General features: G+C 47.6%; 27 protein-coding genes and 1 pseudogene. 22 read left to right on the top strand and 6 right to left on the bottom strand.

The genetic code is table 11. The features are described from left to right. Positions 1 to 24 precede the first annotated feature (24 nt). From KNO98_RS01285 to KNO98_RS01305, 5 genes are all read left to right on the top strand, one after another. Positions 25 to 1377 (top strand): sodium-dependent transporter, encoded by a 1353-nt coding sequence (locus KNO98_RS01285; protein ID WP_214698320.1) that lies wholly within the window; start codon positions 25 to 27, stop codon positions 1375 to 1377. Positions 1378 to 1574: 197 nt separating this feature from the next. Beyond that, complete coding sequence (locus tag KNO98_RS01290) at positions 1575 to 2297, top strand: 5-bromo-4-chloroindolyl phosphate hydrolysis family protein (RefSeq protein ID WP_214698322.1); 723 nt, start codon at positions 1575 to 1577, stop codon at positions 2295 to 2297. Next, positions 2281 to 3510 carry a toxic anion resistance protein gene (locus tag KNO98_RS01295; RefSeq protein WP_026826121.1) on the top strand — a complete coding sequence of 410 codons (1230 nt, stop codon included), beginning with the start codon at positions 2281 to 2283 and terminating at the stop codon, positions 3508 to 3510. The genes KNO98_RS01290 and KNO98_RS01295 overlap by 17 nt, the downstream gene beginning before the upstream one ends. Before the next feature lie 50 nt (positions 3511 to 3560). Then, positions 3561 to 4136 (top strand): deoxycytidylate deaminase, encoded by a 576-nt coding sequence (locus KNO98_RS01300; RefSeq protein ID WP_214698324.1) that lies wholly within the window; start codon positions 3561 to 3563, stop codon positions 4134 to 4136. Positions 4137 to 4334: 198 nt separating this feature from the next. Beyond that, positions 4335 to 4685 carry a hypothetical protein gene (locus tag KNO98_RS01305; RefSeq protein ID WP_214698326.1) on the top strand — a complete coding sequence of 117 codons (351 nt, stop codon included), beginning with the start codon at positions 4335 to 4337 and terminating at the stop codon, positions 4683 to 4685. Between the two features lie 151 nt (positions 4686 to 4836). Here the strand turns inward: KNO98_RS01305 and hisJ are convergent, their stop codons facing one another. Then, positions 4837 to 5655, bottom strand: a complete 819-nt coding sequence (hisJ, locus tag KNO98_RS01310; protein ID WP_214698327.1) for a histidinol-phosphatase HisJ — start codon at positions 5653 to 5655, stop codon at positions 4837 to 4839. Between the two features lie 111 nt (positions 5656 to 5766). Here hisJ and KNO98_RS01315 point away from each other — a divergent pair, with 111 nt between their 5' ends. The 9 genes and pseudogenes from KNO98_RS01315 to hisIE all read left to right on the top strand — a co-directional run bounded on the left by KNO98_RS01315 (position 5767) and on the right by hisIE (position 12717). Then, positions 5767 to 6690 (top strand): ATP phosphoribosyltransferase regulatory subunit, encoded by a 924-nt coding sequence (locus KNO98_RS01315; RefSeq protein WP_026826117.1) that lies wholly within the window; start codon positions 5767 to 5769, stop codon positions 6688 to 6690. Then, positions 6687 to 7295 carry an ATP phosphoribosyltransferase gene (hisG, locus tag KNO98_RS01320; RefSeq protein ID WP_026826116.1) on the top strand — a complete coding sequence of 203 codons (609 nt, stop codon included), beginning with the start codon at positions 6687 to 6689 and terminating at the stop codon, positions 7293 to 7295. The genes KNO98_RS01315 and hisG overlap by 4 nt, the downstream gene beginning before the upstream one ends. Further along, complete coding sequence (gene hisD / locus KNO98_RS01325) at positions 7292 to 8509, top strand: histidinol dehydrogenase (RefSeq protein ID WP_214698328.1); 1218 nt, start codon at positions 7292 to 7294, stop codon at positions 8507 to 8509. Before hisG ends, hisD begins: the two co-directional genes overlap by 4 nt. Then, positions 8506 to 9522 carry a pyridoxal phosphate-dependent aminotransferase gene (locus KNO98_RS01330; RefSeq protein WP_214698329.1) on the top strand — a complete coding sequence of 339 codons (1017 nt, stop codon included), beginning with the start codon at positions 8506 to 8508 and terminating at the stop codon, positions 9520 to 9522. The genes hisD and KNO98_RS01330 overlap by 4 nt, the downstream gene beginning before the upstream one ends. After that, positions 9509 to 10096, top strand: coding sequence for an imidazoleglycerol-phosphate dehydratase HisB (gene hisB, locus KNO98_RS01335; RefSeq protein ID WP_214698330.1), 588 nt, complete (start codon positions 9509 to 9511; stop codon positions 10094 to 10096). Before KNO98_RS01330 ends, hisB begins: the two co-directional genes overlap by 14 nt. Further along, a complete protein-coding gene (hisH, locus tag KNO98_RS01340) occupies positions 10093 to 10680 on the top strand; it encodes an imidazole glycerol phosphate synthase subunit HisH (protein WP_214698332.1) in 588 nt (195 codons plus the stop codon). Before hisB ends, hisH begins: the two co-directional genes overlap by 4 nt. Further along, complete coding sequence (gene hisA / locus KNO98_RS01345; protein ID WP_214698334.1) at positions 10658 to 11371, top strand: 1-(5-phosphoribosyl)-5-[(5-phosphoribosylamino)methylideneamino]imidazole-4-carboxamide isomerase; 714 nt, start codon at positions 10658 to 10660, stop codon at positions 11369 to 11371. The genes hisH and hisA overlap by 23 nt, the downstream gene beginning before the upstream one ends. After that, complete coding sequence (gene hisF / locus KNO98_RS01350) at positions 11364 to 12131, top strand: imidazole glycerol phosphate synthase subunit HisF (RefSeq protein WP_026826110.1); 768 nt, start codon at positions 11364 to 11366, stop codon at positions 12129 to 12131. Before hisA ends, hisF begins: the two co-directional genes overlap by 8 nt. Further along, positions 12080 to 12717: pseudogene (hisIE, locus tag KNO98_RS14795) on the top strand (bifunctional phosphoribosyl-AMP cyclohydrolase/phosphoribosyl-ATP diphosphatase HisIE). Before hisF ends, hisIE begins: the two are co-directional and overlap by 52 nt. A 38-nt stretch (positions 12718 to 12755) precedes the next feature. Here hisIE and KNO98_RS01365 read toward each other — a convergent pair. Further along, positions 12756 to 13679, bottom strand: coding sequence for a DUF7916 family protein (locus KNO98_RS01365; protein WP_214698338.1), 924 nt, complete (start codon positions 13677 to 13679; stop codon positions 12756 to 12758). An 86-nt stretch (positions 13680 to 13765) separates the two neighbouring features. Between KNO98_RS01365 and KNO98_RS01370 the strand changes: the two genes are divergently transcribed. After that, positions 13766 to 14320, top strand: a complete 555-nt coding sequence (locus KNO98_RS01370; protein WP_214698340.1) for a maltose acetyltransferase domain-containing protein — start codon at positions 13766 to 13768, stop codon at positions 14318 to 14320. A 22-nt stretch (positions 14321 to 14342) separates the two neighbouring features. Here the strand turns inward: KNO98_RS01370 and KNO98_RS01375 are convergent, their stop codons facing one another. The 4 genes from KNO98_RS01375 to KNO98_RS01390 all read right to left on the bottom strand — a co-directional run bounded on the left by KNO98_RS01375 (position 14343) and on the right by KNO98_RS01390 (position 17280). After that, a complete protein-coding gene (locus KNO98_RS01375; RefSeq protein WP_214698341.1) occupies positions 14343 to 15356 on the bottom strand; it encodes a pyridoxal phosphate-dependent aminotransferase in 1014 nt (337 codons plus the stop codon). Beyond that, complete coding sequence (locus KNO98_RS01380; protein ID WP_214698342.1) at positions 15353 to 16120, bottom strand: transporter substrate-binding domain-containing protein; 768 nt, start codon at positions 16118 to 16120, stop codon at positions 15353 to 15355. The genes KNO98_RS01375 and KNO98_RS01380 overlap by 4 nt, the downstream gene beginning before the upstream one ends. Positions 16121 to 16236: 116 nt before the next feature. Beyond that, positions 16237 to 16740: a DNA topology modulation protein gene (locus tag KNO98_RS01385; RefSeq protein ID WP_214699923.1), complete on the bottom strand. Its 504-nt coding sequence runs from the start codon at positions 16738 to 16740 to the stop codon at positions 16237 to 16239. A gap of 33 nt (positions 16741 to 16773) precedes the next feature. Next, positions 16774 to 17280 (bottom strand): hypothetical protein, encoded by a 507-nt coding sequence (locus KNO98_RS01390; protein ID WP_214698343.1) that lies wholly within the window; start codon positions 17278 to 17280, stop codon positions 16774 to 16776. Positions 17281 to 17417: 137 nt separating this feature from the next. On the opposite strand from KNO98_RS01390, the gene KNO98_RS01395 reads away from it, so the two are divergent. The 7 genes from KNO98_RS01395 to KNO98_RS01425 all read left to right on the top strand — a co-directional run bounded on the left by KNO98_RS01395 (position 17418) and on the right by KNO98_RS01425 (position 25864). Further along, positions 17418 to 18884 carry a phytoene desaturase family protein gene (locus KNO98_RS01395; RefSeq protein ID WP_214698344.1) on the top strand — a complete coding sequence of 489 codons (1467 nt, stop codon included), beginning with the start codon at positions 17418 to 17420 and terminating at the stop codon, positions 18882 to 18884. A gap of 11 nt (positions 18885 to 18895) precedes the next feature. Then, entirely contained in the window at positions 18896 to 19354 is a 459-nt protein-coding gene (locus tag KNO98_RS01400; protein WP_214698345.1) for a GNAT family N-acetyltransferase, read from the top strand. 58 nt (positions 19355 to 19412) lie between these two features. Next, positions 19413 to 19844 (top strand): YlbF/YmcA family competence regulator, encoded by a 432-nt coding sequence (locus KNO98_RS01405; protein ID WP_012726155.1) that lies wholly within the window; start codon positions 19413 to 19415, stop codon positions 19842 to 19844. A 53-nt stretch (positions 19845 to 19897) separates the two neighbouring features. Then, positions 19898 to 22426, top strand: coding sequence for a DNA mismatch repair protein MutS (gene mutS / locus KNO98_RS01410; protein ID WP_214698347.1), 2529 nt, complete (start codon positions 19898 to 19900; stop codon positions 22424 to 22426). Positions 22427 to 22430: 4 nt separating this feature from the next. Then, the gene (gene mutL / locus KNO98_RS01415) at positions 22431 to 24248 is read left to right on the top strand and encodes a DNA mismatch repair endonuclease MutL (protein WP_214698349.1); all 1818 of its coding nucleotides are present in this window, start codon (positions 22431 to 22433) and stop codon (positions 24246 to 24248) included. A 165-nt stretch (positions 24249 to 24413) separates the two neighbouring features. After that, on the top strand, positions 24414 to 25058 hold the full coding sequence (locus KNO98_RS01420) for a 50S ribosomal protein L25/general stress protein Ctc (RefSeq protein WP_214698351.1): 645 nt from the start codon (positions 24414 to 24416) through the stop codon (positions 25056 to 25058). 170 nt (positions 25059 to 25228) lie between these two features. Next, positions 25229 to 25864: a hypothetical protein gene (locus KNO98_RS01425; protein ID WP_214698353.1), complete on the top strand. Its 636-nt coding sequence runs from the start codon at positions 25229 to 25231 to the stop codon at positions 25862 to 25864. Positions 25865 to 25918 lie beyond the last annotated feature (54 nt).

Here is a 25918-nt window from a genome sequence, read left to right on the forward strand (position 1 = left end):
GAAAAACAGGAAGTAGGGGTAATCATGGCGCAAAATTCATTCGCCTCAAAAATTGGATTCATTTTAGCTGCCGCAGGTTCGGCGATTGGTCTAGGTGCGATATGGAAATTTCCGTATGTCACTGGAACTAGTGGGGGCGGTGCCTTTTTACTCATGTTTTTGGCGTTCACGTTATTACTTGGTCTACCATTATTGATTGGGGAGTTCATCGTTGGACGTTCGACTCAAAAGACAGCACTTCTTGCCTTTAAACAATTGGGACATGGACGATGGAGCATCATCGGCTATCTTGGTGTCATTGCCTGTTTCCTGTTGCTTTCCTTCTATAGTGTTATTGGAGGATGGGTCCTCATTTACATCGGACTCGGTTTGAGCGGAACATTAAATGGACGAAGTGCTGACGAATTTGGTGATGTCTTCGGAAGTGTCGTGTCAACACCTGAAATCGCCGTCATCGGACAGTTTTTATTTCTCACGATTACGCTTTTGATTGTCTTACGTGGGGTAGAAGCGGGAATTGAACGGATGAGCAAGATTTTAATGCCATTATTGTTCATCAGTTTTATAGTCCTCGTTGTCCGCTCATTGACACTTGACGGGGCGATGGAAGGAGTCCGCTTCTTCTTACAACCTGACTTCTCTGCTCTCACAGGGGAATCGGTCTTATTTGCCCTCGGACAAGCCTTCTTCTCCTTATCTCTAGGGGTGGCTGCGATGCTGACATATGCATCTTACATTAAGACGAAAGGGACGCTGAAACGTTCCGCGAACATGATTGTTCTATTGAATATTACCGTTTCGCTCCTAGCAGGTCTTGCTATCTTCCCGGCAGTCTTTGCTTCAGGATTAGACCCAGCTGAAGGACCGGCATTGCTCTTCGTCGTCCTACCGGCGGTCTTCAATCAAGTTCCGCTCGGTGGATTTTTCATGGTATTGTTCTTCTTATTATTCGCATTCGCTTCAATCACGTCTTCGATTGCGATGTTAGAGGTCGTCGTCGCGGGTGTGACCGATCGTCTGAATGAAAAGAAACCGACATGGTCGAAGAAACAAGTAACGGTTACAGCTGCCTTGCTCGTCTTCCTCGTCGGTGTGCCGTCTGCGCTGTCATTTGGGTTATTGAGCGATTTACAAATCTGGAACGGGCGAACGTTTTTCGACACGATGGATTACCTCGTCAGTTATATTTTAATGCCGGTCGGAGCCTTCTTAACGTCAATTTTTGTTGGTTATGTAGTAGACCAACGTATTTTAAAAGACGAGATTCAAACATCTCAACCAGGTATGAAGCTTTATCCAATCTGGCATGCGCTCATACGCTATGTTATACCGGTGACAGTAGGAGTCGTCATGGTATCCACGTGGCTTAACACATAATTGAGGAACCGTAGGCTCTCGAGTCTACGGTTTTTTTCGTCTCGCAACGGGAATGAAGTCGATATAGGTAGTTGTTTCTACACCTGTGGACGGAGGAAACAAAGACTTTTATTATGCTAAAATGATAGAGGTGACGAAACTTTTTTTGATCGGTTTCGTAATGTACAATAGAAGTAACATGAGATGAGGTGAAAAGAATGAAAACATGGATGAAATGGGCCCTGACTGGGGCAGTCATATACTTTGCCATCAACGTATTCGATTTCTCCTGGTTATTCATTATAGTAGGGGCGCTCGTCTTGAACGAAGTCTGGTCAACGAATAAGCGCAAAAACCGTCAGCGAACACCGACAACGGTCGCAAAACGGGCGAAGAAAAAACTGCTGCTTGATGAGGAAGAATCGTTCTCAGGCTCAAGAATCCTAAAACCGATTGAAGATCCTATCCCGGCACGTCAATTCGAGGCGACGGATGATTTAGAACTTCAATTCTTGCAACGGACGATTGAGCAAGGGTATGAGAAACTGCAACAGATTGACCGTGTCTTGCCTGAAATCAAAGATGTAGAAGTAAGGCGAGAAATGAAAGCAGTGTCAAAAGAAGCGCATGAATTGTTCGAGGAACTTTTCGAAAATCCGCAAGACGCGAAGCATGTTCGAGACTTGTTCACATTCTACTTAGATTCCCTCGTCTCGGTCGTCTTGAAATTTAAAGAACTGGAAGGAAAACGGGTCATCATTCAAGAAGAAACTCGAGAACAATTAATAACGAATATGCGGCTAATTGTCGATAAATTTAAAGAACAGCGCGGACGTCTTCTTGAAGATGATGCCGTAGACTTTGAACGTGAACTGATTATGATGGAGCGAGTCTTATCTGATCAGCCGGAAGGGAGAAAAAAGCATGACTTCATCGAATGAAACGAACTGGCAGTCATGGCCGGAAGAAGAGCTGACATCTGATACAAAAACAAAAACTGAGGCAGAGGGGTTTAGCGATCCGTCTGTAGAGTGGTCATCTGTTTCGCAGGCAGAGGAAGTGCCTGCTATCCAAGCGAAGCCAGACGTCCCTCAAGAGCACCGTGAGCGCATCACGCGATTGGCTGAATCAATCGATATTAAAAAGACGGATTCGGTTATGTTGTTTGGGTCGAATGTCCAACGTGAACTGTCACAATTCTCCGACCAAATTTTGACGGAAGTCCGAATGAAAGATGGCGGGGACGCCGGGAAACTTTTGTCAGATTTGATGCAAAACGTCCGAAAGATGGACCCGGACATGCTTCAACCGGAGAAGAAGAGTTTCATGGATAACATCCCGCTCATCGGTCGCGCAAAAAAGAAGGCTGAAAACTATAAACTTCAATTCGAAAAAATGAACGTCTATTTGGAAGAAGTTATCCACAATTTAGATCGTGCCAAGTTCGGTCTAATGAAAGACATCACGATGCTCGATCAAATGTATGACAAAAACAAGCGTTATTTCGAAGAATTAAACGTCTATATCGCAGCGGGTGAAACAAAGCTAGATCATGTACGTGAGCATGAGATTGCGCCACTGCGACATGAAGTGGAAGTTTCTAAAGACCAGTCAAAATTGCAACAATTGAACGACATGATTCAATTGGCGGACCGTTTTGAGAAGAAATTGCATGACTTAAAACTCAGTCGTACCATTAGCCTTCAAATGGCACCGCAAATTCGGGTCATTCAGCAGAATAACCAAATCCTTGCCGAGAAGATTGAATCGGCGGTCGTCAACACGATTCCGCTTTGGAAAAACCAGGTCGTTCTTGCGCTCAGCCTAACGCGTCAGAAGACGGCACTTCGTATGCAGCAGGACGTGACGAAGACGACAAACCAGTTGCTTGAGCAGAACTCGAAGATGTTGAAAGATTCTTCGATTGAAATCGCACAAGAAAATGAAAAAGGGATTGTTTCTGTTGAATCACTGAAAGTTGCTCACGAGAACTTACTTTCAACGTTGGATGAAACATTACGTATTCAACAAGAAGGGAAGCAAAAACGTCGCGACGCCGAGCGTGAACTCGACCGAATGGAGCACGAGCTTAAAGAGAAAGTCATCGAGATCGCCTCGAAAAATAAAGAACTGCCAAAAGACACTGGATACTAAGGGGGAAGTCTGAGCAATCAGACTTTCCTTTTCTACGAGGAGGGACTTGTGTGGAGAAACAACGATTGTGGGACGAGACGTGGTTGCTGTTTGCCGATATGATGGCCGAGCGACACTCGAAGTGTGCATCGAAGAGTGTCGCTTGTGTCATCGTGAAAGATGAAAAACCGATTTCAATCGGTCTGAATGGTACACCTTCAGGTCATACAAACTGTAATGAAATCTATATCAAGCTAGAAGATGGGTTCTATAAGCATGCTGACTATGTTGCATTGACGGATCTCAATATGATCAACGAACCAGCACGACTCATCCGTGATGGTGTGACATATATCAAATGTACGGACCCGTATGATCATCATCACTGGTCGAAACAACATGAAATCCATGCCGAAATCAATGCGATTGGAAAACTGGCTGCTGATTCGACGAACGCCTTCGGTGCGACCGCTTATGTCACCCATTCGCCGTGTCACGCCTGTTCACTTGCCCTAATCGCCGCACGAGTCGCACGAGTAGTCTATGCGGTCGGTTACGAGCATGGCGACGGATTAGAATTGATGCGTGACAGTGGGATTGAAGTGCTACATATGCCACTAGAGAAAATGTACAAAAATACATTGTAAACGTTTTCATAAGGTGATATATTATTAATGTACTGCCAATGGTGTTTTACTCTTCCATTATTCGCCCCTCCTCGGAGGGGCCTTTTTTTGTTCGAAATCAAGTGAGACAAACTTTACACATAATGTTCAATATTTCACAATATATACTCTGAAATCTCTTATATAATGAAAATAGATTCAGGAGAGGGGAAATTGTTTATGGAAAAACTTGTTCGCTTTACAGATGGTGCATATGAAGTAGAAGCCTTGATCACGCTCGAAGAAGTGTGGGAAGATAAATTTGCGATTGGCATGCGTAAAGAGTTGGCTGTCAAATCGTTGACGATTAACGGAAGTGAAGTATCTGAGATTAAACATGTTCGAGCTTTACTTCGATATTATCCGACGCTTGGTGTATCAGGAATCTTGTTGGCGCTTGATAAGGCAGCCGCCGAAATTGTCGCTTTGTCAAAAGACCAGGACCCAGCACTACAATATGTTGAGCTAGTAGCCCTCCAAATGGACGAGGCATCTACGAATGATTTAAAAACATTATACGCAGCGATGTGATTTCAATTGGGTGAACAATTTCACCCAATTTTTTATTGCATCTATTTTTCTTTATGGTATGATGTTTACAGATGAAGAAATGGAACGCCATATCGTTGTCAACCATAAGTATGGGGATCTAGATAGCTAGATCGCTGTCAAAAAGCCACGTTCATAGGAACGTGGCTTTTTTGTGTGCAATCATGTCGAAATCCGCCCCAACGTCTTTGGCGAGATGTGCATCCGAACCCATCGTGAACGGAATGTGAAACCGACTCGCGATTTTTGCAAGCCCTGCGACGTACGGTTCTCCACAATCGGGTTTTCTTAGTCCGGCCGTGTTGAAATCGAGTCCGAATCCTCGGTCGGCAATCGCCTGTAAGAGACGTTCTTCTTCCTCTATTACTTCTGAACGATCCCAGTCATAATTTTTTTGATATTTAATCGGGAGGTCAAGGTGTCCAATCCGAGCGACACGAATGTCTTTCCACGAAAATGCGAGACCCTGTTCAATCGATTCATAATAAGCTTTCATGACGTTCTCGAATGAGCCGAGCGCTGTGACAAGTTCATCGAACGTTTCGGCAGAATAATCAATCGGCATATAGGTGCCATCTACATATAAGAAGTGTTGTGACAAGATGACTTCATCGAGCAACGTTGCGTATGGTTCTAATAAAGCGATCGTTTCTTCCTCCAAGTTTGGCAACAAGTCGACTTCTAATCCGATCTTTATGCTTATTACACCTTTGTATTGCTGTTTCATCTGTTGCAATGTATTGAGGTAATCAGGAAGTGAATCAAATGGCATCGCCGAATCTCGATTCGGTACAGGGTCGATAAATGACTCAGGAAATGGTGCATGTTCTGTAAAAGTGATTGTTTGCAGGCCTTTTTCGATTCCGACTTGAATATATTGTTCAAGTGGGTCTTTTGTACCGTGTGGACAAAATGGAGTATGCACATGTCCATCGTGGGTAAAATCAAACATTTTGTTACACGTCCTTTATAAGTTAATTGGTTGACAGGTATGATTGTATTTGATAAATTTAACACAATACTTTAGTTTGGTAAAGTGATAATAAGGTAAAGGGTGGTTATCATGATTTGGTCAAATTCAAAAGGTTCAATTCCAGAAGGATGGTATGAACTTCAATCAGGAGACGTCATTCGGCCAAAGCGGTGGATGCTTTCATTTTTAGAAAAAGCAGAGGCGAGCGGTTATGCCGTGATTGACCCGCCTCTACTTGAATACTATTCGCATTATCAAAATTTGGCGCTCTTTGATGAGTCGGCCTATTATCGGTTATTTGGGAATGACGGCGAACTTCTCGTCATGCGCCCTGACTATACACTTCAGATTGCGAGAAAATTAGCCGACGGTCATGAACCGATGCGCGTCGCTTATGCGGGTGCCGTCTATCGTCGGACGGTCAAGCATTCCGGTCAACCGCATGAACGACAACAGCTTGGACTCGAGTGGGTCGACGGCGAAGAGAAGGATCATCATCTCATCGAATCATTTCTCGATATGACGGAAGGAGTCCTGCCTACGAATCAATTAACGATCAAAATCGGTTCTGCGGCCGTCATCTCACTTATTGCAAAAGAAACAGGCGTTCAAGAGCGGACATTCCGTAAAATCTTGGCGATTCGCAATTTAGAATCGTTACGTGAATTAGCGGAGACATATCGTTATCCATTGATTGCGAAATTACCGTTTCTAATTGGCAATTCAGCGCTCGAGGAGTTGCGCACTCAAGCACCGGCTTCTTTAAAAGAGGCAATCGATGATGTCGATGAGGCGGTACAACACTTGCGCGCAATCGGTTTAGAAGTGTCATACGATTTTGGTCAAACGGGTGATTTTGACTATTACTCTGGTTTGACCGTGACAGGAAGCGTCGAAGGGAAGCGTGTCCTGTCAGGAGGACGATACGATTCACTATATGGCCATTTCGGACAATCGAGACGAGCGTTCGGCATGTCGCTTGATTTAGAACAGTTAGATGAGGTGATCAAATGAAAGTAGCGGTCGCGAAAGGTCGGATCGAAAAAGCAGCTCGTCAATTTTTTGTAGAACGTGATTTACCCGTATGGCCTGAAACACGTGGACGTGAGCTGACGGTGCAAGCAGGCGATCATGAATTTATTTTCGTCAAAGGTGACGATGTCTATAAATATGTTATGCACGGGGCCGCAGATGTCGGGATCGTCGGTGGAGATATTTTACGGGAAAAAACGCCGGGTGTGCTTGAAGTCGTCGATTTGCCGTTCGGACGTTGTCGAATGGCTGTTTGTGGTCCAAAAGTCCGACGTAACGGAACGAAAAAATTGAAGGTGGCCAGTAAATACCCGAATATCGCCATCTCACATTTTGCATCGAAACGACAAAACGTAGAAGTGATCGCGTTGAATGGATCGGTTGAACTCGCGCCTTTAACCGGACTCGCTGATTGCATCGTTGACATCGTTGAGACAGGGGCGACACTTGCCGCGAACGACTTAGAAGAATATGAGACTATTTTTTCAATCAATGCAAAATTCATTACGAGCGAAACGGCTTTGGCGGAACAGCCTGACGAATTGAAGGCATGGATTCGAAAGCTGAGTCAGGAGGAGAACACATGAGCACTGAAACGAATCGATCACGGCGCGAAGCATGGGCCGAGTCCGTGAAACCAATCGTTGAATCGATCGAAACCCGTGGAGACGAAGCGCTCCTTGAATGGACGAAACAATTCGACGGTGTCGACAAAATTGAATCGGTTGATTTAGCCCGCTTTACCCCGCCAGCAGCGTATGCTGAACTGACGGAAGCGTTGACGTTAGCGGCGGAACGGATTCGTAAGTTCCACGCGCGTCAAGTACGACAAGATCATATGTTCGAAGATACGATGTTTCGACTCGGTCGACGCTATATGCCACTCGATTCGGTCGGGGTCTACGTGCCAGGCGGGACAGCTGTCTATCCGTCGAGCGTCCTCATGAACGTCATTCCGGCAAAAGTCGCCGGTGTCAAACGAGTCGTCATGGTCACGCCACCGAAAGCAGATGGGATCGACATCTCACTCTTAATCGCGGCAAAAATTGCGGGTGCTGACGAGTGTTTTCTTATCGGAGGCGCACAAGCCGTTGCTGCACTCGCATACGGAACGGAAACGATTCGTCCCGTCGATAAGATTGTCGGACCAGGAAATGCGTATGTCGCGACAGCGAAAGCGCTCGTGTCCCACATTGTCGGCATCGACTCCGTTGCGGGACCGTCCGAAGTGTTAATCATTGCCGATGAAACGGCGAACCCGAAGTGGGTCTCGGCTGACCTGCTCGCACAAGCGGAACATGACGTCGAGGCGACAGCGATTGCGCTCGTCACGACAGAGACGCTTCGTGATGAAGTGGAGCAAGAACTTGAACGACAGCTCGCGCTCTTACCACGACAAGACATCGCAAGAGAAGCGTTGAAACGTGGCGGCGTCTTTTATCGGAAAATCGAGGATGCGATCGAGTATGCGAATACGATGGCCGCGGAGCACGTCCAGTTGGCCGTCAAAGATCCGGAACAATTGATGAAAATGATTCGTCACGGTGGATCGTTCTTCCTCGGTCACGAGGCAGCGGAAGCGTTCGGAGACTATATCGCTGGACCGAATCATGTCTTGCCGACTAGCGGAACGGCTCGATTCTCAAGTGGACTATCGGTCGACGACTTTTATCGCCGCCAGACGTTCCTTGAGATGACAGAACTTGATGAGACAATCACAAAGGCTGCGATTCGAATCGCCAAACAAGAACAATTAGAAGGACATGCCCGTGCGATGGCTGTTCGGATGGAGGGCATATGAGACGAAACTATCAAAATATCCCTCGCTATGTACCACATGCCGTGTCAGGATTCGCACTCAATCAAAACGAAAGCCAATATCCGTTACCAGAACGACTAGAGCGATCGATTCGAGACGTGTCACTTGAGGCGCTCAGTCGTTATCCGGTCGAAGAGTTGATTGCCTTAAAAGCGAGTTATGCCAAATATGCAGTAGTTGAGGCGACACAACTCATGGTCGGAAGCGGAAGCGACGAACTGTTGGCGATTTTAAGTCAGGCAATCTTAGATACGGAGGACCACGTCCTCGCTCCGGCTCCAGACTTTTCGATGTATGGCATCTACACACAAATTGCGAGGGGGCAGTTCAAACAACCTGATACGAACGGATTGAGCTATGAGACATTCGTCGAGCTCATTCAAACGATCAAACCGAAGCTCGTCCTGATCTCAAATCCGAATAACCCGACCGGCAAGATGTGGACACTTGACGAATTGTCAGATATTGCGTCACGCGTTCCGTACCTCGTCGTAGATGAAGCGTATATCGATTTCACAATGCAGGACTCATTTGTATCTCGCTTGAACGAACATCCGAACGTCATCATCTTACGGACGTTATCGAAGGCGTTCGGTTTAGCGAACCTCCGGATTGGTTTCATGATTGCGTCAGAAGAAATCATTGAGCAGATTGATCGCTTCCGATCGCCGTTCAATGTCAGTGGACTCAGTGCCGCTGTCGCGAACGTCGTTTTACGAGACGAATCATATATTCAAGAATCGATCGAGTTCCATACGACACAACGTGAAAAATTGACGGACTTATTACGTCCAATCGGCGAGATTTTACCGAGTCGTGCCAACTTTATTTATGTCAAAACGGATGATAGTGAAGGATGGGCATCGCGCTTCCTTGAAAAAGGAGTTCATGTACGTGCGTTTCCGGATGGATTACGTGTCAGTGCAGGGACAGACGAGGCGTATACCTATATCCGACAAACGATTGAAGAGGTGAATTCTGTTGAGAACAGCTGAACTAAAACGTGAAACGAAAGAGACGAAAATTGATATTCAATTAAATCTGGACGGAACAGGTGAAAGCTCTATTCAAACGGGGGTCGGTTTTTTTGATCACATGTTGACGTTGCTTGCCTTTCACAGTCAGATGGACTTACACGTAAAAGTGGAAGGCGACACATGGATCGACGCCCATCATACGGTCGAGGATGTCGGCATCGCACTCGGTCAGCTCATCGCTAAGTCACTCGGGGATAAAGTCGGGATTCGCCGCTACGGGTCGAGTTACATGCCGATGGATGAGACGCTAGCGCGAGCAGTCGTCGATGTATCAGGACGACCTTATCTCGTCTATCAGGCGGAGATTCGTAATCCAAAGCTTGGTGATTTTGATACCGAACTCGCTGAAGAGTTCTTTCGGGCCGTTGCCATGAATGGCAGGCTTACCCTTCATCTCGCCGTCCTTTACGGGTCAAATTCACATCACATGATTGAAGGGTTGTTTAAGGCGTTTGGTCGAGCGCTTGCCGAGGCGGTATCAAGCGATGGGACGAACCGACTCCCTTCTACGAAAGGATGGATCGAAGGATGAAAGTAGCGGTCATCGATTATGGCATGGGAAACGTGTTCAACGTCGAACGTGCCTTACAAGCCATCGGATGTTACGTCGTGATTACGAACGATGCGAGGCAAATTGAAGAAGCAGACGCCATTTTACTCCCAGGTGTCGGTGCTTTCCCGCAAGCGATGCAATCGCTCGAGCAGTCAGGTCTGATCCCGTTTTTGCAACGAATGGCTACAGAAAAGCCGTTTTTAGGCATTTGTCTTGGGATGCAGCTCTTGTTTGACTCGAGCACGGAAGGGATGCCGACGAAAGGTCTCGGTTTGATCCCGGGGACGGTCGAACGGATGCGTGCGAAGCGCCTCCCACACGTCGGATGGAATTCGATCCTACGCGATGAGGACGTCTATTTTGTCCACTCTTACCATGCCGTGACGGACGACGAATACATCGTGGCTGCGGCTGAATATATGTGTGAGAAAGTTCCGGCAATCGTTCAAAAAGGGCTCGTCATGGGCATGCAGTTTCACCCGGAAAAGAGCGGGACGTTCGGTCTCAGTTTACTTCAAGAATGGAAGGAGGCGGTCGAGCGTGAGATTACTACCCGCCATTGATTTAATCGGAGGGAAGATCGTCCGTTTGACGGAAGGTGATTTTTCGACAGAAGAACAATACGGTGACCCGTATGAGCTACTGAAGGAATGGCAAGGAAAAGTCCCGATGATTCACTTGATCGATTTAGAAGGGGCCAAAGCAGGCGAGCCGCGTCACTTAGACGTTGTCCGCTATGCGAAGTCTCTTGGCTTCCTCGTACAGACAGGAGGCGGGATTCGTTCAGAGGCGTCACTTGAGGCGGTCATGGAAACCGGTGCGGACCGTGTCCTGTTAGGGACGAAGGCGTTCACGGATCCTGACTTTTTAGATCGGGCCATTGAAAAGTATGGCAAACGAGTTGCTGTGGCACTCGATGCCTACGACGGGAAGGTCGCCATTAACGGATGGCAGGAAGCGACAAAGCTCGATGACATCTCGGTCGCCCAAGATCTCGTCAAACGAGGCATTGAGACGATTCTATATACCGACATCGGGTCCGACGGAAAACTGAGCGGACCGAACGTTTCTCGGATGAAGGCGTTACGTCAAATCGTCAACGTCACACTGATCGCTTCAGGCGGTGTGACGACCGAAGAGGACGTGAAGGAACTGAAGATGGCCAAGATTGATGAGGCGGTCGTTGGCAAAGCGCTCCTATCCGGTAAAGTGAGTATCGAAGAACTGATTGAATGGGAGGCGCGTTATGCTTAAACGCAGAATTATTCCATGTCTCGATGTGAAGGAAGGTCGTGTCGTCAAAGGGATTGAATTCGTGCAATTACGAGATATCGGGGACCCGGTCGAAATCGCGAAATATTACGATGAGTCCGGAGCCGATGAACTCGTCTTTCTCGACATCACGGCAAGTACGGAACGACGCCAGACGATGCTCGATGTCGTCAGTGCGGTCGCGCGAAAAGTATTCATCCCGTTGACGGTCGGTGGAGGGATTCGTTCGCTAGAGGATATCTCTTCACTGTTAAAAGCAGGAGCGGACAAAGTATCGTTGAACACGCTCGCTGTCGAATCACCGAGTCTCATTCGTGAAGCCGCGGACCGTTTCGGATCACAATGTATTGTTGTCGCAATCGACGTAAAGTTTGAAGACGGCGAATACTACGTGTACACATATGGCGGCAAACAGAAAACCGAGCTGTTGGCAGTCGAATGGGCGAAACAAGTGGCCGCGCTCGGCGCGGGGGAACTTCTTGTCACGTCCATGAACCAGGACGGGAAGCAGAGCGGATATGACCTGGCAATTTTAGAACAACTGCGTGAAGTCGTCGACATTCCGATTATCGCGTCTGGTGGGGCAGGGAATGCGGAGCACGTAGTCGAGGCACTTAAGAAAGTCGACGCTGCCTTACTTGCCTCCATCTTACATGACCGAAAAACGACAGTAGAAGAGGTGAAGCACGTATGCACGAGTCACAACTTGCCGATGCGGTTCGTTTCGACGAAAATGGACTGATTCCCGCCATCATCGTCTCAAACGAAGACGGGGCAGTCCTCATGTTAGGATATATGAACGAGGAGGCGATTCAACAGACGCTTCGTGAACGGGTCGTCACGTTCTGGTCTCGTTCAAAAGGTCGGCTTTGGATGAAAGGAGAGACAAGCGGGAACACGCTTGATGTCGTCAGCATCCACGTCGACTGTGACCAGGATGCACTTCTCGTTCGTGTTCATGCGAACGGTCCGACGTGTCATACCGGAAATCGAACCTGTTTCTTTACGGAGGTGAACGTATGATTCATGAATTGGAGCAATTGATTGAGTCCAGAAAAAATGAACCGAAAGAAGGTTCTTATACGACGTATTTGTTTGAACAAGGCGTCGAAAAAATAGCAAAGAAGTTCGGAGAAGAATCGTTCGAGGTCGTCATTGCTGCCATGACGGACGAAGACTTGGTCGAAGAGTCAGCAGACCTTCTGTATCACCTGCTCGTCTTGTTGGCGGCTAAAGGGGTCCGCTTAGAGGATGTGGAAGCGTTACTCGCCAAACGTCACGGTACGACAACACCGGCGAAGCCTCGTCGCGACGTCACAGAATGGTAAATGAAAGAGGAAGGAGACGTGCTCCTTCCTCTTTTGAGTTATCGATTGACCGAAGCGGCCATGCGAATGTATGTATGGCGTCTTCCACGAATGGCAATCGAAAGTGCCTGAATGTTCTCTGGTACGGCGATCCCAGACAATCCGGCGTCACCGATATGAACGATGTCCGCACCGCCGCGCTTCGAAGAGAGTGCGATGTCCCGAACGGTCGCGACATCAGCCCCTTCTTGAGACGTTCCGATGGCTGCTAGAGTGAGTGCCCCGAGCGCTTGTAGCTCTTGTACAAGTTCGTGGAACGCCTCTTCACGGACGCCAGGTACCGTGCCTGGCGCCGGTAGTAGGATGATGTCTGCGCCAGCTTCGACGAAGCGGATATATGCGTCGCGGTCCAACACGTTGCCGGCACCGGCTTGATGCATCTTCCCAGCAATGATGACACCGGCAAATTCACGACGCGCCTGAATAATCGCTTGTTCGATTGCTTCATTTGTGACCCCGGTATTCGGGTTACCTGTCAGACAGACGAAGTCGATCCCAAGCTCAGATGCTTTTTGGAACGCTTCGATTGAAGCGAGTCTGCCTCGTTTCACTTCATTCATCTCAGACGACTTCTCCGAAAAATCGACAGGTTCCAAATTGATTCCAATCGGCAATCCAATCAGTCGTTTTAATTCAAGAATCGGATGATCGCTCATCTCATCACCTGGCATCTCGCCGAACAACGCATGACTTTCAAGTCCTTTAATATAAGGATGGAACACATCCAACATGTTCAATAAAATCAAATCGGCACCGAACGCTCGCGCCAGTTCTGCGTTCGTTACTTCCGGGTAAAGCGGCTGCACCGTCGGAATGACCTCGGCCATGACCGTCCGTCCCTCCGCTTTTCGAATTGATTCGACTAAATCTTGACGATTAAACGTGATAAAATCACTTGCTCGACAGTCTAATATTCGTTTCATCACATCTGCCTCCTTCTGCTCATCACTCTCTCTATTCCCTAAATGATTTGAAAATCCTCTATACTATTCATTGAGGAGGGATGAAAATGAAGGAAAAAGAAAAGATGATTCGTGGCGAATTATATTTAGCTGGTGATGAGACGCTCGTCGCCGACAGGAAACATGCTCGGCGATTAACCGAGCGATTCAATCGTTCAGGAATCGATGACTTGGAAGAGCGAAAAGAAATTCTTAGCGCATTACTTGGTTCAACGAAAGAGTCGTATTACATCGAACCGAACTTCAAATGTGATTACGGGTACAATATTCACTTGGGAGAGCGGTTCTATGCGAACTTTGATTGTGTCTTTCTAGACATCTGTCCCATCACGTTTGGGGATGACTGCATGCTCGCACCGGGTGTACATATTTATACGGCGACACACCCCATTGATCCGATTGAGCGAATCTCTGGGTATGAATTCGGAAAACCGGTGACCATCGGGGAACGCGTATGGATTGGTGGCGGGGCCATCATCAACCCGGGTGTGACGATTGGGGATGAGGCTGTCGTCGCATCCGGTGCGGTCGTCACAAAAGATGTACCACCTCGAACAGTCGTCGGAGGAAATCCGGCGCGTGTGATTAAGACGATCGACTGACAAAAACTCCTGAACACGAGGTTCAGGAGTTTTTGACGTTCATGGATTCAACGTACTGATGAATCGCTTCTTGTGTAAGCTGGAGTGCCGTCTCATCACCGATAGTCACCCGAATCCCCGTCGGTTGTTTCGACGTGTGTACGTTCAAGGCAGTCAAATGGGACCATACTGCTTCAGGTTGCTCTAACTCGACGTACAAGAAGTTTGTCGAGGCGACGAGGACATGACCGATGGATTCAAAGGCTAGTGCCCACTGTTGCCGCATCTCGTCATGCCATTCGATTGTTTCTTGAAGATAAGTCGCATCTTTTAAGAAGATGTTGCAAATCTTCGCACTTACTCCGCTAATGTTAAACGGTGGGATGAATTGACGGAAGTAATGTGCGAGTTTTGTGTTTGTCACCATGAATCCGATTCGGACGTTTGCCAATCCGAACGCTTTTGACATCGTGCGAAGGACGATGAGATTCGGATGGGTGGCAATGAACGGGATCATGCTGGCATCTGGTGTGAAGTCCATATACGCCTCATCCACCACGAGGTACGGCACGAGTGAGGCGAGATGCGCCAATTCTTCCACGTTCCACAGCTTCCCGGTTGGATTGTTCGGGTTCGAGAGAAGGAGAAGCTTCGGATGATGCATCTCAATCGCCTCTATTATTCCATCATACGACAAATCAACGGCTTGAATATGATGACCGTGTGCGATTGTCGTGAAAATCGGATACATCGAAAAGTCAGGTGCAGGAGATAAGACGATGTCATGTGGAGCGAGCAGTGCTTGCGTCACGACGTGAATCATCTCATCACTCCCACACCCGACGAGTAATTGCTCAGGTGTGACGCCGACGTACGCAGCGTAGTGTTCGAACAATTCATTGATCGGTTCGACCGGATATTCGTGTAAGTCGTGATACGTCACCGAATCAAGTTGGCTCATGATTCGGTCAGGTAACGGGAACTGACTTTCATTTTGGTTCAACCGATGTCCCGTCGGATAGACGACGGGATAGATCGGTAGCTTGACTTGTCTCATTCAGTCGGCTCCATCGAGAACCATTTTTCCACCAATTCATCGATTTCACCAGACTCCATCATTTTGGTCAACTCTTCATTGAACTGGTCGCGTAATTCATCATCTAATTTGAAGGCGGCTGCCGATCCTTTTTCGCCATCCTCTTTCAAAGCGAATGTATAGAAGTTGTCATCTTGGTCTAAGTATTTTTGTGCGACCGTGTCTTCGATGACCATCGCATCGATTCGACCTGTATTCAACTCTTGAACAATCTCAGGGATTTTGTTCAATGATACGAGTTCAGCGTCAGGAGCCTGTTCTTTTGCGATGTTTTCTTGAATCGAAGCCGTTTGAACACCGATTTTCTTCCCAGACAAATCTTCAATCGCCTGAAGGGACTCGTCTTTTGTCATAATCAAGTTTGTTGCTGATAAATAAATGTCCGAGAAGTCTGCATTTTCTTTCCGCTCTTCTGTTGGTGTCATCCCAGCCATGACAAAGTCGATTCGACCACTGTTCAAGGCTCCGAGTAAGCTACCGAAGTCCATATCTTCAATCTTCAATTCATAGCCGAGACGTTCCGTGATCGTTTCTGCGATTTCAATATCGAATCCGACGATTGCATCCCCGTTCGCTGTATCAACAAATTCGTATGGAAAGTAATCGGCACTCGTCCCCATAACGATTGTTTTCTGTTCTGTCGCTTCCCCTCCTGTTTCTTGACTACATGCACCGAGTAATACTGCGCTCATCATAAGTGTTCCTGCTAATAACCATTTTTTCATATGTATAATGCCTCCCTGTTGTAGATGAGACTAAGTGTATATGCATAATTATTAATTGTAAAGAATAAATATACAAAATTTTAAAAAGAATAAACACTTTCGATATGAAAGCGTTTTTAAAGTGAATTATAAAATGTTCTGACTGCTCGTGACGATTTCAAATGAATCAAATTGAGTTTTGTCGGGTGCTGTTCAATCTGTTGCAACAGCTGTAGCCGTTGAATGTTTGGGAAATTCCAAACCCATTTGAGGAAGGCAAAATCGAGTTTTTCCTCACAGGATGCGCCCATATCCGGTCGCGTCGTACCATGATATCGGACGACTCGTTTAAAGACACGGTATATACAGACGATGCGTGGTAGGTCAATCAAGATGACAGTGTCCGCTGCCTGCAGTCGTAAATCAAGCGTATTCCCGAAGTTTCCATCGATGATCCATTCATCTTTCTTCACGAGTTGTTGTTGAATACTGATTCGTTCTTCTCTTGATGCCATCACCCATCCCGGTCTCCACATGAGGGCATCTAAATGATAGACATCAAGTTGTAATCGTTCACCGAGCTGGCGGGCGAGTGTGGATTTTCCCGCACCGCCTGAACCGATAATCATGATTCGTTTCATGTTTATATTGCTATTAATCGGTAAGTTGCTCATCTATTCTTGCTCATCCTCCAATACAATCCATTTTTTCAGTTGTCCATCTTCTTCATAAATCACCCGAAAGTCCATCTGTCCGATGACGAAACGTTGTTCCGAATTGAACACGACAATCGGATAGTTCGTGGACACCGGCTTGTCCGTCTCAAAAATAGGGCTATGCGCCTGCATCGCGTAATATCCGTCCGATCTCGTGTTGGCAGCACCTGCGTCGATTTGTGTAACGTGTTCAAACCCTCTCAGTCTGAGCACATAACTGTACGATGTTCTCGCCCCACGTTCGAGACGCCATTCTTCGATGATGGCTGACTTATCGTCTATCGTTCGTTCTTCTAGCACTTTTTGCGCCGTATACTCTTTTTCATAAGGAATCATTTCCTGAATGCTGACGACCGTCATCGTCGCGAGCTTGAGCGACTCCTCAGAAGGCGGGGTAATCAGTATACCAATAAAGATGAGGATGGGAATCAATAAATAAACCATGACACGACTGCGCATTTTCATCACCTTACCTTTTCAGATGTGAACTATTTCTGCATAAGAGAATCAGTTCCCTTCAAAAGAACGCTGGAATCTCAAAAACCGATTCATTTCTTCAATTTTTTGAAAGAGCGGGTATGATACAGAGAGGAGGGATGTACATGAAAATCGGAGTCATTGGTGGAGGTGTCGCAGGGTTGACAGCTGCTGCGCTCGCGCAGCAGAAAGGGCATGATGTAGTCGTCTTAGAGGCATCACGTGAATGGGGCGGGTGTGCCGGGAAGTTTCAACGGGGTGACTACTTGTTCCCGGCAGGCGCGACGCTCGGAATGGGATTTGAGCAGGGAGGGGTCCATCAGCGGGTTCTCGAGAAGATTGGAGAAGCGGTCGAGGTCATTTTATTGGATGAAGTAATGAATATTCATCTCTCGGACCTTACCATCACATATTATCGCGACCGAGAACGTCTCCTCGATGAGCTCAGTCGTACCTTCCCTGAGAACAGTCAGGCAATCTATGCGTTTTACCGTGAAGTGTGGGGAGATTTTGAGAAGATTCGACCATTGTTTCAGCAGTTGCCTGCTCTTCCGCTTCGCACGATATCGGACATGGTTTACGCACTGAAAGGTTTCCGACCGAATCAAATCACAGCACTCCTTAAACTCCAGCGACCACTCGGCGACACGTTAGCCCGTCATGGACTAAACGGTACGATGTTCGAACGATTCATCGATGGCGTCCTGCTCGACAGTTTACAGACAGGAGCGAAAGACGCGAGTCACTTACTTGGTGCTGTGGCGCTATCAGTCTATCATGAAGGGGCGTATTATGTAGAAGGAGGACTGTATCAACTTGCTCATGCGTTAGAGCGCGCAATCCGAACGTTTGGTGGCGAGACGAAATTAGGGAGGGACGTTCAGTCCATCGAACGAGTGACGGATGGATGGCTCGTCACCGACCGAAGAGGACGACTTGAACTGGTCGACGTTGTTGTGTCTGCCATCCCGATTGAGCGGACGAGTGAACTTCTCAGAGGAAAGGATCGAGGACGGTTCAATCGACAGTATCGGAGACAATTGAAGCAGTCGCAATGGGGCACGTTCAGTCTCTATCTCGTCTTGCCTGAGGATGTGTGTCGACAGAAACCGCTGTTTCAACAAATCTATCACGAGCGATTACCGAGTGGGCATGCGTTCATTTCCATGTCCGCGCCGGATGATGTGTTGCGCACAGAAAAACCGGAACGGGCCATCACGGTCTCTACACATATCGATTTATCGGAATGGCAATATTGGAAAGACCGGACAGCCTATGAGAAACTAGAACAAGATTGGACCGATCGTCTCGTCGACGTCGTCGCCACTGCGTTCCCTACATGGGACCGTGAATCGTCACTTCTCCTTCCTGGTGGACCAGGTGCATGGGTGAAGTATACGAAGCGACCGCATGGGGCGGTCGGAGGCTATGCCCAGACACCGAGTCAGGCGCTGTTCCGTGCTGCGAGTTATCGTACAGACTTACCTGACTTTTACGTGTGCGGGGATACCGTGTTTCCGGGAGCGGGGACGATTGGCGCGATGACGAGCGGATTACACGTCGCCCGAGCACTCGGTGCCACGATTGATTAGGGGGAATAGGGATGAAGAGAAAAGCATTTCATGAACTGACAACGATTGAACTGTACCGTTTACTGGCGCTACGGACTGAGATATTTGTGGTCGAACAAAACTGTCCGTATCAAGAAATCGATGGGAAAGATGAACAGGCCATTCATTATTGGATTGAAGAAGATGGAGAAATCGTCTCAGCCCTTCGCGTGTTGACGGAAGCGTCTCCGGTCGCCATCGGGCGTGTCGTCACGAAAGCGGCGCATCGAGGGAAAGGGTATTCCCGTAAGTTGATGGAAGCAACAATCGAGGACTTCGGACATGAGACGCTGTATCTTCAAGCCCAGACGTACGTTGAACCGTTTTATGCATCGTTTGGCTTCAAACGGACGAGTGACGTATACGAAGAAGACGGGATTCCACATGTCGATATGTTGCGTGAATCCTCGAATCCCGCTAGTACCGTTTCCGAATCGTTCATGTTAGAATGAGAAAGAACATTCACGTGCGATTGAGCACGATTACATCATAGACATAAAGGGGTTTACAATGGTGACCGATCAACAAGTAATTGCAAAAGCAAGAGAATTGGCAGACGTATTAGCACAAACACCAGAAGTGGCACGTTTCAAGGAAGCGGAAGCGAAAGTAAACGGAAGTGACCGCGTACAGACGTTGATTAAACGAATCAAGTTCTTACAAAAAGAAGCGGTCAACTGTAAGCACTACGGCAAGACGGAAGCACTTGCGAAAGTCGAGCAAAAGATTGATAAAGCGATGGAAGAACTCGACTCGATTCCGGTCGTTCAAGCATTCCAAGAAACACAAGTCGAAGTGAACGATTTGCTTCAATACGTGACGGTCACGCTCGCGAACTCCGTGACGGATCGCATCATCGAATCGACGGACGGAGACGTCCTTGCAGGGAAGACAGGTAGCGGCATGGCGGCTGAACAAGCACGCGGCGGTTGCGGATACTAAAACGACACAGCTGGCCGATGGTCAGCTGTTGTACTTTCTAGAGGTGAATCAGCATGCAAGAAGTCCATCAGACACCAATGATGAAACAATATTTCTCCATCAAGGCAGACTATCCGGACGCCTTTTTATTCTATCGACTCGGCGACTTTTACGAGTTGTTTTTTGAAGATGCGCAAATTGTCGCAAAGGAGTTAGAGCTCACGCTCACTTCTAAAAATGGGAAGCAGGCCGAACACCCAATTCCAATGTGTGGCGTCCCACACCATTCGGCGGCAATCTACATTGAACAACTGATTGAAAAAGGATTCAACGTCGCCATCTGTGAACAGACGGAAGACCCGAAAGCGACGAAGGGGCTCGTGAATCGGGAAGTCATCCAAGTGATTACGCCTGGTACATATATGGCGTCACTTAGCGAGAAAGAGAACCGTTATCTCGTCGCCATTTCAAATATCGCAGGCCGATTCGGAATTGCTCGAGGTGACGTGACGACCGGTGAATCATGGTTGACGACGCTTTCGTCAGAAGAGGCCGTCTTGCGAGAAATCGAAGGATTGCTCCCGAATGAGGTCATCGTCGAGGACGAGCGACTGTCTGATTTGTTACGACAGACCGGGATCCCTCTTTCGATTCAAGTGGACAAGCGGGATAGTCCGCTCGCACAAGGTGCGAAAGACGATGCGCAACGCTCGGCATTTGAATTGTTGTTTGCCTATTTGACGAAAACACAAAAACGTTCGCTCGACCACTTGCAACCGGCTGTCGCCTATGAAGTTGAACAACACATGCAACTCGATGCCAATACGGCCCGAAATCTTGAGTTGTTCCGTTCGGCTCGTTCAGGGGAACGGAAAGGGTCACTCCTTGCACTCCTTGATGAGACGACGACGGCGATGGGCGGTCGATTGTTGAAACGTTGGCTCGAACAGCCCCTTTATACGGAGCAAGGCATCAAAGAGCGACAGGACGCCGTCGAGAACTTAGTGGACGACTTCATGTTGCGTGATCAACTACAAGAAGAGCTGAAGCGAGTTTATGATATCGAACGCCTTGTCGCAAAAGTCGGGTACGGGACGGCGAATGCGCGGGATCTCGTCCAACTACGTGACACGCTCGAGCGGATGCCTGCCGTCCGGTCACTCTTACAGACGGTTAAAGCCGATCGCTTACAGCAAATCGAACAGAATCTTGACTCGTTCGAGACGTTGAGTGAACAACTCCGGGCTGCCCTTGTCGACTCACCACCGATCTCGACGAAAGAAGGTGGGATGATTCGTCACGGTTACTCTGAAGAGCTCAATGAACTGTTAGAGGCAAAAGCGAACGGGAAATCGTGGATCGCCAATCTCGAACAACAGGAACGCATCGCGACCGGCATCAAGTCGTTGAAAGTCGGGTATAACCGTGTATTCGGTTACTACTTGGAAGTGACGAAGGCGAATGCGAAGTTGCTCGAAGAAGGGCGTTATGAGCGGAAGCAGACGTTGACGAATGCGGAACGATACATCACACCAGAGCTGAAAGAGAAGGAAGCGCTCATCTTGGGAGCGGAAGAGAAGAGCTGTACGCTTGAATATGACTTGTTTGTCGCGCTCCGCGAAGAAGTGAAAACGTACACGAAGGATCTTCAACAATTGGCACGTTCACTCAGCGAGTTGGATGTTCTCCTCGCCCTTGCCGTCGTGGCCGAGAAACGGGAGTATGTGCGTCCGGTTACAGCGACGCATGTACAAATCGAACGCGGACGACATCCTGTCATTGAGACGGTCTTGCCACGAGGTGCGTATGTCGCCAATGACTTGACGCTTGACGACTCGCGTCAAATGTTACTCATCACCGGACCGAACATGTCCGGTAAATCGACGTATATGCGTCAATTTGCCTTGATTGCAATCCTTCATCAAATCGGTTCATTCGTCCCGGCAGAAGCAGCGGAACTCCCGCTCTTTGACCGTATCTTCACACGGATCGGTGCAGCGGACGATTTAGTGAGCGGACAGTCGACGTTCATGGTCGAGATGACCGAGACGCGACAAGCGGTCACCGAAGCGACGAAGCATAGTCTGATTCTATTAGATGAGATTGGTCGCGGGACGTCGACGTATGACGGAATGGCGCTCGCACAGGCAATCGTTGAATATATCGCCTCGTCTATCGGCGCGAAGACACTGTTCTCGACGCACTATCATGAATTGACGGTGCTCGAAGATTCGATTCCGACACTTGAGAATGTTCATGTCCGGGCGATTGAGCGAGATGGACGAGTCGTCTTCCTCCATGAGGTACACCCAGGACGTGCCGACAAATCATACGGGATTCATGTGGCGGAATTGGCTGAACTTCCGGATTCATTGATTGACCGGGCCCGGACGATTCTGTCAGAACTCGAGTCGGAAGCAACGAAACCGAGTTTGAACGAGCAACCTGCCCCACCTTCAGTGGAAGAAGTCAGCCAGTTGTCGCTGTTCGAGTCGAATGACGCCGTACGGGAGCAACTGCTTAAACTCGATTTGTTGGCAATGAATCCAATCGAAGCGATGCAGGCACTTTACGAACTGCAACAGACCGCAAAGAAAGGGTGAGTCGATGGGAATCATTCGAGAGTTACCGGAACAGCTCGCGAACCGAATCGCAGCCGGGGAGGTCGTCGAACGACCTGCTTCCGTCGTCAAAGAACTAGTCGAAAATGCGATTGATGCGGGAGCGACGAAAGTTGACGTCGACTTACAAGAGGCGGGCATCCGTTTGATCAAAGTCCGTGACAACGGGCATGGGTTCCATGAAGAAGACGCGGCGCGAGCCTTCTTGCGACATGCGACGAGTAAGATTCGGGACGAGCATGATCTGTTCCGGATTCGGACGCTCGGCTTCCGCGGTGAGGCACTCGCCTCGATCGCGTCGGTCAGTCACGTGTCGTTGAAGTCAAAGCGAGCAGATGAGGACGGCTTTGAGATGACGCTCGAAGGCGGTGTCGTCCAAGCGACAAATCCGGCGGCGACGAACGTCGGGACCGAAATCGCGGTCAGCCAGCTCTTCTTCAACACACCGGCCCGTCTGAAATATTTGAAAACGTCAGCAACAGAGCTTGCGAGCATTACCGATACGTTGAACCGTTTGGCACTGTCTCATCCAGAGATTCGCTTCACGGTCTTCCATGAAGAGAAAGAGTTGCTACGAACGAACGGGAATGGCGACTTGAAACAAGTCATGCTCGCCATCTATGGTCGTCAAGTCGCCGCACAAATCGTGACGGCATCGAGTAAGACGAATGACTATACGCTGAGCGCACATCTCGTGCGCCCAGAAGTGACCCGTTCGAACAAACAATACGTGACTCTCATTCTAAATGGGCGAAGCATCAAGAACTTTGCCCTGACACAAAGTGTGCTTGAGGGCTACCATACGCTCTTACCGATCGGTCGCTATCCGATTGCTGTGCTCGAGGTGAAGATGGACCCGATGTTGATTGACGTGAACGTCCATCCGACGAAACGTGAAGTGCGGTTGTCAAAAGAAAAAGAACTATGCCAGCTCATCATAGAGACCGTTCAATTGACGCTCCGTGAGCAACGTCTCATTCCGTCTGTGAAACAAGAATTAAAGCCAAAACGAGAGACACCGTCTGAACAGTCGAAACTCGACTTTTCGATGGAGCCGCAACCTAAACAAGCAGACACCGTCGAGTGGAACTATCCAATTCCTCGGGAGCGAAAAGAGTCGCTCACATCTCCTTCCCAGTGGAATCCGGCTCCGCTCGTTCATGAGCCGGAGCCAGAGATGCTTCAGGCAGAACAGGTCGAGGAACCCGTTCGTCAGTCCGAACGTCTTCCGGCGTTAGACGTCATCGGGCAACTGCATTCGAGTTATATCATCTGTGGAGCGGAAGACGGAATGTACGTGATGGACCAACATGCTGCCCAGGAACGCATCAAGTATGAGTTGTTTTATGAGCAGTTAGGACGTCCGGAAAAAGAGTATCAGCTTCTATTGATCCCCTTAACGTTAGAGTTCACGCAAGAAGAAACGCTTGCTATTGAAGAAGTGCTCCCGCTCCTAGCGGATGCCGGCATTACGTTAGAGCCGTTTGGGGGTAACACGTTCCTTGTCCGTGAGATTCCGACATGGTATCCGCAACATGACTTAGAAGGTACGATTCGTGATTTAGTAGAGATGGCGATTCAACAGCGGTCGATTGACATCGCGAAATACCGCGAGGAAGCATCAATCCTCATGGCGTGTAAACGATCGATCAAAGCGAATCATCCACTCAATATGGAGATGATGCGACAATTGATTGATGATTTAAGCCGAACAACGTCTCCTTTCACATGTCCTCACGGTCGACCGATTCTCGTGAAGTGGAGCACGTACGAGCTTGAGAAGTTGTTTAAACGCGTCATGTAATCGTCTTGTTACTTCTTTTTAATACGCTGTAACGTTTATTCAACAGTCCACATGGGAAAACTATACACATGTCACGCAACGCATCGAGGTTGAGAGGTGGCTTTTTCACTGCCTCACCCTCAAGATGTCGACATGAAATGTATATCCATGTAGGAGGAAAAGAAAATGACGAACAAACTTCAAGTATCAAAACGAGAATTACGCCCACGCTCACTACGCACGAAGTTGCGTAACGAAGGAAAAGCGTTAGGTGTCGTCTACGGCTATAAAGTAGACAGTACGCCAATCGTGTTTGACGAGATGGACCTTCGTAAAATTCTTCGAGACCATGGTGACAATGCCTTGATTGAGCTCCATTACGATGGAAACAAAATCAACACGCTCGTGCACGGATCGGAAACGAACCCGTTCACAAACTTCTATCAACACGTCGAGTTCATGGCTGTGAAGATGGATGAAGAGACAGAAGTCGAAGCGGATATCGTCCTTGTTGGTGACGCGAAAGGCGTCAAAGAAGGCGGATACCTCGCCCAGTCGCTCTACAAAGTGACGGTCGCAGCGACACCTGCCAACATCCCTGAACGGATCGAACTCGATGTAACTGACCTCGAAATCGGTGACTCGGTGACGGTAGCAGACCTTCCGAAAGATAAATCGTACACGATTGTCTCAGAGTCAGACATGCATATCGCATCAGTGAATGAGCCGGTTGCTTCTGAGGAAGAAGAGACGGAAGAAGCTTCAACTGAAGGGGAAGCTTCAGAAGCATCTTCTGAAGAAACAGAAGAATCGACTGAGGATAAAGAATAAAAGTTGCGTCTGTGTCTGTAATAATGACACGACTCAATTGAGAGGAGCATCGTCCCGAGATGGGGGCGATGCTCCTCTTTTTTCAGTATTGTTTCGCTAATCTTGTCTATAACTGATAACGTAATTATTAAGAAACCTCTCTTCATTTTTAGTATCGGAAGGTGATCACTATGCAAGAGCTTACAATTATTGAAAGGAAGCATCTACATAAGCAGATTGAAGATAATTTAGATAATTATTTTATTTTAGATGAAATTAAAAAGGTTTATGAGATTGCTAGTTATGATGATTTAACAATTAATGATAACCAAGAAATTTTAATTGATTTTTTGATTTACCAAAATGTATATCCAATAGTTATAACATTCATTTTATCTAAAGATATAAGTCAGGATAATGAGATTGTTAAAAAGATGGATTCAAGGAAAATAAATTATTCTATGAACGATTACTCTGAGGATGAGAATTCTTTTTATTACTGCAATGCAATAATAGAAAACGAAAAAGATGTAAGGTTTTTGATTAACGAAACGTACTTGATACCTGCTCAAAATGGGTTTTATAACATTATCTTTAAAGATGAATTGAACTTCACTTTTAAAAAATATGGTAAGTGGCTGTTCTCTAGAACTCAATTTGTACCTTTAATTGATATGAGCATACCAACTTCTTTTATTAAAGTAGATGGAGATGGTCTTGGATTTATTTTATTTTCTAATGAAAAAAAATATGAGACTATTGAAGAACTAACAAAATATATACCTCATAAATTTGATATTGATTATTTAAACGAAAATGAATTGTGATGGCAGCAATTTATACAAGTTCTAACGTATAATGCCGATACATGTATGCAATGA

Source organism: Exiguobacterium sp. s57, from assembly GCF_018617685.1.
In the GTDB taxonomy this organism is placed as follows: domain Bacteria; phylum Bacillota; class Bacilli; order Exiguobacteriales; family Exiguobacteriaceae; genus Exiguobacterium; species Exiguobacterium marinum.

Coding starts and splice junctions, on each gene's coding strand:
- KNO98_RS01315 (WP_026826117.1), top strand. CDS start 5,767: ATGATTTGGTCAAATTCAAAAGGTTCAATTCCAGAAGGATGGTATGAA.
- hisG (WP_026826116.1), top strand. CDS start 6,687: ATGAAAGTAGCGGTCGCGAAAGGTCGGATCGAAAAAGCAGCTCGTCAA.
- KNO98_RS01380 (WP_214698342.1), bottom strand. CDS start 16,120: ATGAAAAAATGGTTATTAGCAGGAACACTTATGATGAGCGCAGTATTA.
- KNO98_RS01390 (WP_214698343.1), bottom strand. CDS start 17,280: ATGAAAATGCGCAGTCGTGTCATGGTTTATTTATTGATTCCCATCCTC.
- KNO98_RS01395 (WP_214698344.1), top strand. CDS start 17,418: ATGAAAATCGGAGTCATTGGTGGAGGTGTCGCAGGGTTGACAGCTGCT.
- KNO98_RS01420 (WP_214698351.1), top strand. CDS start 24,414: ATGACGAACAAACTTCAAGTATCAAAACGAGAATTACGCCCACGCTCA.
- mutS (WP_214698347.1), top strand. CDS start 19,898: ATGCAAGAAGTCCATCAGACACCAATGATGAAACAATATTTCTCCATC.
- KNO98_RS01365 (WP_214698338.1), bottom strand. CDS start 13,679: ATGAAACGAATATTAGACTGTCGAGCAAGTGATTTTATCACGTTTAAT.
- hisF (WP_026826110.1), top strand. CDS start 11,364: ATGCTTAAACGCAGAATTATTCCATGTCTCGATGTGAAGGAAGGTCGT.
- hisD (WP_214698328.1), top strand. CDS start 7,292: ATGAGCACTGAAACGAATCGATCACGGCGCGAAGCATGGGCCGAGTCC.
- mutL (WP_214698349.1), top strand. CDS start 22,431: ATGGGAATCATTCGAGAGTTACCGGAACAGCTCGCGAACCGAATCGCA.
- KNO98_RS01305 (WP_214698326.1), top strand. CDS start 4,335: ATGGAAAAACTTGTTCGCTTTACAGATGGTGCATATGAAGTAGAAGCC.
- KNO98_RS01425 (WP_214698353.1), top strand. CDS start 25,229: ATGCAAGAGCTTACAATTATTGAAAGGAAGCATCTACATAAGCAGATT.
- hisH (WP_214698332.1), top strand. CDS start 10,093: ATGAAAGTAGCGGTCATCGATTATGGCATGGGAAACGTGTTCAACGTC.
- KNO98_RS01295 (WP_026826121.1), top strand. CDS start 2,281: ATGACTTCATCGAATGAAACGAACTGGCAGTCATGGCCGGAAGAAGAG.
- KNO98_RS01370 (WP_214698340.1), top strand. CDS start 13,766: ATGAAGGAAAAAGAAAAGATGATTCGTGGCGAATTATATTTAGCTGGT.
- KNO98_RS01405 (WP_012726155.1), top strand. CDS start 19,413: ATGGTGACCGATCAACAAGTAATTGCAAAAGCAAGAGAATTGGCAGAC.
- KNO98_RS01385 (WP_214699923.1), bottom strand. CDS start 16,740: ATGAAACGAATCATGATTATCGGTTCAGGCGGTGCGGGAAAATCCACA.
- KNO98_RS01290 (WP_214698322.1), top strand. CDS start 1,575: ATGAAAACATGGATGAAATGGGCCCTGACTGGGGCAGTCATATACTTT.
- KNO98_RS01285 (WP_214698320.1), top strand. CDS start 25: ATGGCGCAAAATTCATTCGCCTCAAAAATTGGATTCATTTTAGCTGCC.
- KNO98_RS01375 (WP_214698341.1), bottom strand. CDS start 15,356: ATGAGACAAGTCAAGCTACCGATCTATCCCGTCGTCTATCCGACGGGA.
- KNO98_RS01400 (WP_214698345.1), top strand. CDS start 18,896: ATGAAGAGAAAAGCATTTCATGAACTGACAACGATTGAACTGTACCGT.
- hisJ (WP_214698327.1), bottom strand. CDS start 5,655: ATGTTTGATTTTACCCACGATGGACATGTGCATACTCCATTTTGTCCA.
- KNO98_RS01330 (WP_214698329.1), top strand. CDS start 8,506: ATGAGACGAAACTATCAAAATATCCCTCGCTATGTACCACATGCCGTG.